This window comes from Clostridium sp. AF34-13 (assembly GCF_003477845.1).
GTDB classification, from domain to species: Bacteria; Bacillota; Clostridia; order Lachnospirales; family Lachnospiraceae; genus Butyribacter; species Butyribacter intestini.
The window spans coordinates 1-9,129 of record NZ_QUEB01000029.1; the positions used below are offsets into that span (position 1 = coordinate 1).

The 9,129-nt window shown below is 38.5% G+C and carries 12 protein-coding genes; all 12 read right to left on the reverse strand.

Features of this window, described 5'->3' with window-relative positions:
* Positions 1 to 351 precede the first annotated feature (351 nt).
* The gene (locus tag DWZ63_RS15205; RefSeq protein ID WP_055941570.1) at positions 352 to 723 is read right to left on the reverse strand and encodes a TnpV protein; all 372 of its coding nucleotides are present in this window, start codon (positions 721 to 723) and stop codon (positions 352 to 354) included.
* A 31-nt stretch (positions 724 to 754) separates the two neighbouring features.
* The gene (locus DWZ63_RS15210) at positions 755 to 1,045 is read right to left on the reverse strand and encodes a hypothetical protein (RefSeq protein WP_055941569.1); all 291 of its coding nucleotides are present in this window, start codon (positions 1,043 to 1,045) and stop codon (positions 755 to 757) included.
* Positions 1,046 to 1,180: 135 nt separating this feature from the next.
* The gene (locus tag DWZ63_RS15215; RefSeq protein WP_118500337.1) at positions 1,181 to 2,017 is read right to left on the reverse strand and encodes a hypothetical protein; all 837 of its coding nucleotides are present in this window, start codon (positions 2,015 to 2,017) and stop codon (positions 1,181 to 1,183) included.
* 214 nt (positions 2,018 to 2,231) lie between these two features.
* Positions 2,232 to 2,771: a hypothetical protein gene (locus tag DWZ63_RS15220; RefSeq protein WP_055941566.1), complete on the reverse strand. Its 540-nt coding sequence runs from the start codon at positions 2,769 to 2,771 to the stop codon at positions 2,232 to 2,234.
* A gap of 196 nt (positions 2,772 to 2,967) precedes the next feature.
* A complete protein-coding gene (gene mutT, locus DWZ63_RS15225) occupies positions 2,968 to 3,351 on the reverse strand; it encodes an 8-oxo-dGTP diphosphatase MutT (protein WP_055941563.1) in 384 nt (127 codons plus the stop codon).
* Positions 3,352 to 4,110, reverse strand: coding sequence for a hypothetical protein (locus DWZ63_RS15230; RefSeq protein ID WP_055941561.1), 759 nt, complete (start codon positions 4,108 to 4,110; stop codon positions 3,352 to 3,354).
* A 3-nt stretch (positions 4,111 to 4,113) separates the two neighbouring features.
* A complete protein-coding gene (locus DWZ63_RS15235) occupies positions 4,114 to 4,305 on the reverse strand; it encodes a DNA-binding protein (protein WP_055941559.1) in 192 nt (63 codons plus the stop codon).
* A 211-nt stretch (positions 4,306 to 4,516) separates the two neighbouring features.
* Entirely contained in the window at positions 4,517 to 4,753 is a 237-nt protein-coding gene (locus DWZ63_RS15240) for a hypothetical protein (RefSeq protein ID WP_055941556.1), read from the reverse strand.
* Positions 4,754 to 4,900: 147 nt separating this feature from the next.
* On the reverse strand, positions 4,901 to 5,359 hold the full coding sequence (locus DWZ63_RS15245; RefSeq protein ID WP_055941554.1) for a sigma-70 region 4 domain-containing protein: 459 nt from the start codon (positions 5,357 to 5,359) through the stop codon (positions 4,901 to 4,903).
* 68 nt (positions 5,360 to 5,427) lie between these two features.
* Positions 5,428 to 6,792, reverse strand: a complete 1,365-nt coding sequence (locus DWZ63_RS15250) for a recombinase family protein (RefSeq protein ID WP_207664402.1) — start codon at positions 6,790 to 6,792, stop codon at positions 5,428 to 5,430.
* Entirely contained in the window at positions 6,698 to 7,963 is a 1,266-nt protein-coding gene (locus DWZ63_RS15255; RefSeq protein ID WP_055941550.1) for a recombinase family protein, read from the reverse strand. The genes DWZ63_RS15250 and DWZ63_RS15255 overlap by 95 nt, the downstream gene beginning before the upstream one ends.
* Before the next feature lie 154 nt (positions 7,964 to 8,117).
* Positions 8,118 to 9,074: a GH25 family lysozyme gene (locus tag DWZ63_RS16070; protein WP_118500339.1), complete on the reverse strand. Its 957-nt coding sequence runs from the start codon at positions 9,072 to 9,074 to the stop codon at positions 8,118 to 8,120.
* Positions 9,075 to 9,129: the final 55 nt, after the last annotated feature.

Here is a 9,129-nt window from a genome sequence, read left to right on the forward strand (position 1 = left end):
TATATCTTATTAGGTCGAGCTGTTACAACTATAGTTTAGCACAACAATTTTTCCTTGATAATTAAACCCACTCCATGTTGGTATTGCATCATTCCCTCTACCCACGACCATGACTCCTTATAATTTTTATGCTCTCATTATACTACAAATAAATAATAAGTCGAGTCAATCATACAAAAATCTGCAAATAGTTTTGGTATAGATGCTACACCTTTGTGTATTCTAGCAGCAAACTCTCAAAAACTGGCATTCAAAAAGGACCAGTCCTTCACGACTGACCCTCAATTAGTTCGGCAAACCCTCAAAACCATTGATTATACCCAAAAGCTCCCGAAGGATCTTTCCATTACCTTAAATATACACTAATTCTTTTAACACAATCTCTTCTGCTGCATTCCGGATGTTATTTACAACTCCAACCCACACCATCTGATCACGAGCTTTTAAATCCTCTGTAATGCCTTGCTTCTCCATCATCTGACGCACCAGAACATCCATTCTTTCCTGTTCTTCATCATCCACAGCATTCAGATGTGCTGTCAGCCTGTCTTCCAACATATACAGAGAATACATTGTCGGACGATGCTCTTTCAGATATGTTCTCCGTAACATCCCATATTTCCCATAATGCGGTTCTTCATCTGTACTAACAAGGTTCGGATAGTAAATTCCATCTGCTCCCAGTGTGTAGGTTCCACCCATTTTTTCAAATGTGCTTTTCATGTGTTATTCCTCCTTGAAATCAGCGATATCCTTAGATCATCGCAAAATATTTCAGGGCAGCCTTGATAGCATCTTCTTTCTCTTTCGGACACTGTGGCACTTTTGGATTTTCTGTCTTTGGCAGATTATAGTTCTCTCCTACTTCGATTCCACATTTCCTTTTGATTTGAGAAATATATAAATTTGAAACCTTAAATCCAAATTCTTTCAGCACATAATCTTTGATTTCCTGATAGGTCGCTTTCGTCTCTGCACTGGTTGCATCCAGCTCATCTAAGTCTAAGTCGATCTCTATCGTGTCATCTGGTTTTTGTTGGGACAAAAGAACTACCGTCTCCACGTGCGGGGTGAGCTAACACCGCATTATCATGCGCGGACACCTGTACTTTCTTACAAATTAACACCCTTATTAAAAAACTCAACTTTTAACACCCAAAATTTTCAACTATACTTCTGTCTAACTATTTATCTTGTACTCCGGCATTAAAAAATTAGGAATTTCATCTGGTTTGATCTGCTTATATTCCAGTAACTGTTCTAATGGTCTAAGCATTCCTAAATGCGGATCCCCATTATTCTCCTGTCCCAATAATTTTAATTTTTCATTATCCCTGACAATATCTTCTATCGTTTTTGAAAAATAATAGTTCTCAGTATTCGCAAAAATCAAATAATTTATATATTGCAGCTTCTTACTCGCAGATATACAATTCATCTGATGTAGAAAGCTTCTATAATTTCTATCCTTCTTATGATAAAATACTCCAACTACCGTTTCATGTTCAATAGGGAATACACACATGTACATTGTTTGCATATGAAGATTTGGATCCGGATTATAGATATCGTTAATCACAGTCCCTTCGATATCCTTATATAGTGTAATTGGCGTCTGAACAGCTATTGGAGTAACGTAAGGTAATTTCTCCCAAAATACAATTTTAAACCCACCTTTTTCATTATTTTGGATAATTCGTTTGTAAACATCCATATCAAACATATAATCATTTATATCTAATAACTTATCTTCATCTAACAGTTCTTTGTTTATTATCGCACCTGACCTTTTTTGAAAAATATCAAAAAGAGCTATTTCCTCATTTCTTTTCGATAGCATTTGTAACATACTTTTTAATGCAATTTCTGCAAGCATTTTATCTGTTGGATCATTAAGCAATGCCTCTTTATTTTCATAGTCTTGAAAATATAAAGCATCACATTCTCTGCATATAAAATGGAAAGTTCCAGACTTTTTTATTCCCGATTCTAAATCTACCACATCAATTTCATCCATTAACATCCATGGTTCTAAAACTTTTCCTTCACATGCTATTGTTTTTAAGATCATGTGTGGAATAGAATGCGAATTACAAAAACTTGTTTGTGTTTTTCCACATAGGATACATTTATCCGGTTTTGCATTTTCTCTCGCCTTCTTTAATAACTTATTGATATCTTTCCTCAGTTCAATTGTTTCTATAAAAACCCGCCTCTTTTCTTAATGCACATCACATATCCACAATATAATATTTCCAGTTGTTTATGGATTTCCACTCAACCTGATACTCTCCATGAACATCTATACTTTCATCCTTTTTACCAGTTGGCTTTATAATAGTCCCATGGATTGTATTTCCATTTCTAAAATATGAATACACTCCATCAACCTTATTCCCAGAATAGAAATTCTTATCCCGCACAAGTGTCATACAGTATGCTCCATCGAATCCCGCCTCTTTGAGTTGTTCCATAAACTTTATATCTTTAATGAAGGAATACATCTGTTCCGGATACTGTCCATTCAGTGGATACTTTAATTCAATCGCATATTTCTCATTCTCATTATAAATAACAATATCTATCTCATGCTTCACTGTACCAGTTATTCCAAAGAACTTAGTATTTCTTTCAAACTGCACTTTATTTCCGGTTAGCTTTGCACGCAGAAAAATTCCTAATTCATGCTGCAAGCTAAACTCGTTATATACCTCGACTTCTTCGTTTCTGATTAAGTCGGCAAATTCTTCAAGTAAACTAACTATATCCATTTTACATACCAACCTTTGCAATTCTCCAAGTTTCATCAAAAGAGCAATTATTCTCCCTAGCATACTGGATAAGTTCCTTATTCAAATAAGGATACTTTCTTGGATCTACAAAACTCATGCCTGCTTCATGCCATGCTCTGTGATATAGGGCTTATAACTTTTCTTCATCCACATCAAATAATCCCATACTTTTCTCCTAAAGATTCTTCATAATCTTTTCAATCAGTAAGATATCTGCTGGAAGCCACTTTACATCATATAATTCTTCTTTCGATAACCACCTGGCCGATTCTGCCTCTAACAACTTAAGCTCTCCTTCAACAACATCACACCAATAACAATCCATCGACAAATGGAATGTTGGATAATCATACTCAATGGTGTCGATTAAATCACCTACTTGGATTGTTGTCTCAAGTTCTTCTTTTATCTCGCGGACAAGGGCTTCCTGTGGCGTTTCCCCGGCCTCTATCTTACCGCCCGGGAACTCCCACTGACCTTTAAACTCACCATATCCTCTAGCTGTAGCAAATATCTTATTTTCATTCTTGATAACTGCTACTACTCTTATTGTTTTCATCTACAAAATCTCCAGCAGTTTATTTTTCATGCAAACCTCATAGTTTAGCGTCTTCTCACCAACACTCTTGAAGGTAATAACAATATTTGGTCCTTCCACCTTTTTTATAAGCCCAACTCCATACTTTTTATGATTTACTGTTTTTGCCTCAATATCATCAGGCGCATTCACTATTTTCTTTGGTTCTGGTTTGCTCACCTGCACCGGAATTACAGCACTACTATTCTTCACTTTTTTCTTCTTGTTTTCTTCTAAGAACTTTGCATATTCCGAATCAACATTTTTGCCTCTGCTCTTATAATCTTCAATATCTTTGAACACAAACATTGGAGGCTTTTTCACATCGTTGTCCGGCACTGGTCTAATTGGAAACATCCATACCTTTCTGTCATTTCCATCCTCACCAGGCTGCATATCAGTATATGGTTTATCAACAAGTTCAATTCTTCCGCAGTAAATATACTCTCCAGCATCTATAACCTCAAACAAATGTACATCGACTCCATTAAAATCAGAATCCGCAAGCGTCGCATTCTGGGACCATCTTATATCCTGGTCTCCTGACTTACCCATTCCTGTATAATGAAGAACTCCACCTATCCATTTGTCATGGTAAATTCCTTTTGTATAGTCTGATACAATAACAAGCGTATTTGTGGTTTTGGAACGTCTCATACCACCCATATTTCCACACTTGAATTTTTCTACAATATCAGCATTTTTCAAAATCTGCCCTATCTCTAATCCTGGATTAAACATGCGTTACTCCTTCTCTTTTACATATTTTCCGCTTTTAATTCTCATATCGCTTGGCTTCACAGCCTCCGAAGGAATCGCCCAAAATGAACCAATTTTAGTTGCACCTTCAATTCTTCCTTCAGCACACAAAACCTGGATCCTTCTCTTCGTAATTCCCCATTTTTCTGATGCTTGTTTTATTGAAATGTATTCCATCTTCTTCCTCCAAAACATATCGGAAAACAACCTATACTCGTTGTCAATATTATATACCCAATCGCGAACAAAATCAATCTTGCAAAAGCCAAGCAACCCACATTACCCCACAGCAATCCCTATAACGCAAAAAGCCGGTAAGCAAATCGCAACGATTCACCTACCGTTTTTTTCCCTATAATTTAATTTGCTCTAATGTCTTTCTTCGCTTCTAAAAAACATTGTCAACACTATACCCCAACAAGTCTGCTATTTCTTCCCCGGACTCATAGCAAAGGAATCGTAATTCCAGCAAAGCCAGCATTTCTTTATTTTCAACTTTACCAATAACCTCCATAATCTGTTCTTTTGCCCCTACTAACTCCAACATATCCTTCACTATGTTCTCCTGAAGCTCGTCAATCTTCTCAATATCTGAATGAAAATCGGCGTTATGAACTGCACTCATTTCGTATTTGGTCCGCCTTGCTGATTTCGATAATTCGTTAAGGCTCTCGTACCTCTACCTGATACGCTTGTGATAAAAAATCTAGTACATCCTGCAGTCGTTCTTCCTCCTGTTCTGTTGCAAGTTCAAAGTCTAGCTATATGCTCACTATACATCTTTTCTCACACTCTTAATTTTCCACTCTGATTCTGGTTTAATTAAAGTTGATCGCTTCGATTTTTCTTTCTTTGGTTTTTCCCTGGAAAGTTGTGCACAAACTCTGCTACAAAATTTTCTATAATCCCACCCCTGAAAATCTTTACCACAATACTGGCATTTACACCACACCCATTCATACGAGTAGCCTCTGCTTTGAATTACATATTTTTTCCTACAAGATCGATTACAGAATTTCTTATTTGGAACATACCTATCAGCTGTTATCTTTTTCCTGCAATATGCACACCTTTTGTTTGGCATCTCATCTACCCTAAGCAGACAGCCTATCTTCTTACAATAATAGCGCACCTGATTTTTAGTAACTCCTAACCGTTTGGCAATCTCATCATATCTCAGGCCAAATTCACGCATCAATTCGATTTTTTCTTTCTCAAATTCTGTAAGCAATACTAGCACCTCCTTGTTAGGTTGGTGCTAGTAAAACTCTTGTACATTCTATTGTCAAGTCATTTTGCTCAATGTGTTGCTACTTCAAATTCTGTGCCATCGTAGTACAAAATTCTGAGGTCCCCATTCTCGAATACAGTAATGTGGTCAACTACCTCCTGCAGTAAATCTGGCTTACATTCCTTGATACTGCCCTCCTGGGCTCGCATCTTCATAAGTCTTGTTTTATATGCTAACAGCTCATTCCCTGACTCAATATTAATGTTCCATAGTGTTTCATAATCTCCGATTGACTCCACAATGGCATTCCAGGTCATTACACATATTTTTTCCAAAGCACTCTCCATAATATATGGACAAGTGCAAACTCGATGTCCAGAATTCTTATTGGTAGAGCCACAGCGCCACTTTTTCATCTTAGTTCCAGCTCTTGTTGTATACGATACCCTGGAATAAAGGTTATTACACTTTCCACATACCACCTTCCCTGAAAATGGATTTTTGTCAGGCATCACCGCGTAATTATTCGTAAAATGATCTTCACAGTATTTCTTTCTACGTGCCAATTCCTGCTGCACCGCGTTCCAGGTATTTACATCTATGATCGGCTCGTGCTCTCCTTCAATATAATACTTTGGAATTGTACCATCATTCATTACACGCTTCTTAGATAGAAAATCTGCAGTATAGCTTTTCTGCAAAATAGCATCACCCATATACTTCTCATTTCGAAGCATGGAGTCCAGAGTGCTTGCCTGCCAGTTGCATTTTCCATCCCAACTTTTTACCCTCTCTTTTTTGAAAATTCTGGCGATATAGTCAACTGTTTTTCCGGATAAATATTCCTCATAAAGTCTTACCACGATCTTTGCCTGAGTCTTGTTTACAATGAGCTTTCCATTCTCATCACAATCATATCCTAAAAAACGTTTGGTGCTCATCTTGTGTTCACCCTTTTCAAAGCGCCTTCGTATTCCCCAAGTACTATTTTCAGAAATACTTCGACTTTCATCTTGTGCTAAAGAAGATAATATTGTTAGCAAAACCTCTCCTTTAGCATCCAAGGTGTCGATATTTTCTTTTTCGAATCGAATCCCCACGCCCAGTTCCTTTAGCTCTCTTACATAATTCAAGCAATCCAGGGTATTTCTTGCAAATCTGGAAATGGACTTTGTAATAATAAGGTCGATCTTCCCAGCTCTGCAATCCTCGATCATTCTGTTAAAATCATCACGCTTTTTGGTGTTGGTACCGGAGATGCCTTCATCTGCGTAAATGTCCACCAACTCGTAATCAGGATTTCTTGTTATGATTTCCGTATAGTATCGCACCTGGTTCTCATAACTTGATAACTGTTCTTCTTGGTCCGTTGACACGCGGCAGTACGCTGCTACTTTCTTTTTCAATTCTATCTGCTGCCCGTTCACCAGCATCGTAGGCTCTTTTGCTGGTATAACCGTAATGCTTCTCGCCATTTATCATTACCTCCTCTACTACCATTGGTTCCGAAAAAGAAAGACCTGTAAGTTCTGTATCCCTTATCCGGATACCCTTACAGGCCTCTTTCCCTTTATGAATATAAGTGGCGCATAACCACTCGACTTTTCGATTGTAAACATATCTTCTTCGCAGGCTCTTTCCGCAATATGGACACACCAACATTCCACTCATTGGATATCGTTTCTGGTATTTTTCACCTTTGCCAATGTTTCTCTGCTTTCTGTGATATTCCATAAGCTCCTGAACCTGCTGCCATTCTTCTGCGCTAATAATGGCCGGGTGATCTTCTGTTACATAGTAACTTTGCACCTGTCCATTATTCTTTACGGATTGGTGTGTTCCTTCCGGAATGTAAGTTTTCTGGATATGGAAATCCCCTTTGCATTTTTCATTGGTAAGCATTCCCTTAATGGTACTTGCGTGCCAAGAACTTTCTGCTATCGTCGGTACCCCTTCCTCATTTAATGCCTTAGCAATTCTATGACACCCAATGCCTAAAAGGTACATCTTAAATATTAGTCTTACAACCTTGGCTTCTTCTTTATTGATTACCAGGTCCCCTGTCTCATCCTTGTCGTATCCCATGAAGCGGGCTGTATTTACCATTCCCTCTCCACGTTCGAACTTCTTTTTCAAAGTCCATTTATTATTCTCACTTATGCTGCGGCTTTCCTCCTGTGCGAAGGAAGCAAGCACCGTCATCATCAGCTCTCCTTCCGAGGAAAGTGTGTTAATATTGTTTTCCTCAAAAAGCACGCCGACGCCGATTTCTTTCAGCTCTCTTGTGTACTTAAGAACTGTGGTGGTATTTCTGGCAAATCTGGAAATCGATTTTGTAATAATAAGGTCTATCTTTCCAGCCTTGCAATCTGCAATCATTCTTTGAAACTCTGGTCTGTTCTCGCTTCTACCGGTCATTCCCTGGTCCGCATAAACAGAAACGAATTCATATTCCGGATTGCTTTTAATCACGCGCTCATAGGTGCTTACCTGGTTTTCAAAGGACTCGCCTTGCTTTAAGCTGTCCGTTGATACCCTTGCATAAGCACATACTCTTAGCTTTTTTTGCTTAGGTTTTAAAGATTCTATTTTCCTAAGTTTCATGCGAATTCTCCTTCCTTTTTGGTAGTCCTATTAACGCTCTTGTTCCGCTATAAGTCAAGCAATTTAGCGGTTTCAAGGGTATAATTATCGGTATGACCGAACTGGTAAAATACAAAAAAAGAACCCGGAAGGATTACTCCTCCCAGGCCCAAACTTATGATAACATTTCGTTTACTCGCTTCTGAACCGCACCGTAATCATACCCCTCTGCTAAGAGTCTACTCTTACGCTCAGATCCGTTTTCCCACTTGCCTGCAATGACCTCTCTTGCAAGTTCGTCGACAGACTTCTTTGGTGTCACTCCACATTTGCCATTCACAATATCCTGGATCTCAGCATAATTGTATCCGGCTTCTGTGAGACGCTGCTTTCTCTCCTCACCATTTCCCCACTTACCTGCAATGACCTCATCTGCAATCTCTACTGCAGTTTTCTTTGCAGGCGCTGGTTCTGATGCCTGGCTTTTTGTATAGCCATTGAGTCCTGCCGCTTTAATCTTAGTAGGATAATCCACATAGCAATAATCCTGATCGCAGGTTTGACCATTGATTTTATTACTACGAAGCAGATTAGTTTCACCGCCAAACTGCCACATCTGTGTTTCTGCACCACTGGAAGGAGCTGGCTTACTCTTTCCCCATCGCGCAACCCAATGGCTATACCTGGTAAGCTCACCGTCATTCATTTCACTGTTAAAAAATGATTCCGATGAATAAATACCTACCCAATAACCTGCTGCTTCCATAGTAGAACAAAATGCTTTCACAATCTCTGTAAGAGTTGCTCGGTCATTGTCTGTGATCATCTTACCCTCAACATCATAAAAGACAGGGTATTCATATTTCTTTCCACTAAGGATTGAAATAAAATACTCTGCCTCTTTCTTTGCTTCTGCTACACTCTTTGCATTACCATAGAAGTACGCGCCTTTTGGAAGGCCACAATCTTCACACTTCTCATAATTAGCTTCAAACTTGCTGTCCTTATAAAGCCCTGCGTCACCGCCACCAGCTTTTAGGATAGCAAATTCTACACCTTCGTTACTCTTTGCCCTGGCAAAATTGAAATCTCCCTGCCAGTGACTCACATCAATTCCAAATTTCTGACTCATAAATCATTCCTCCTAGTATAATAATGATGTAGTCAAACAAGACTACTTGGTTAAT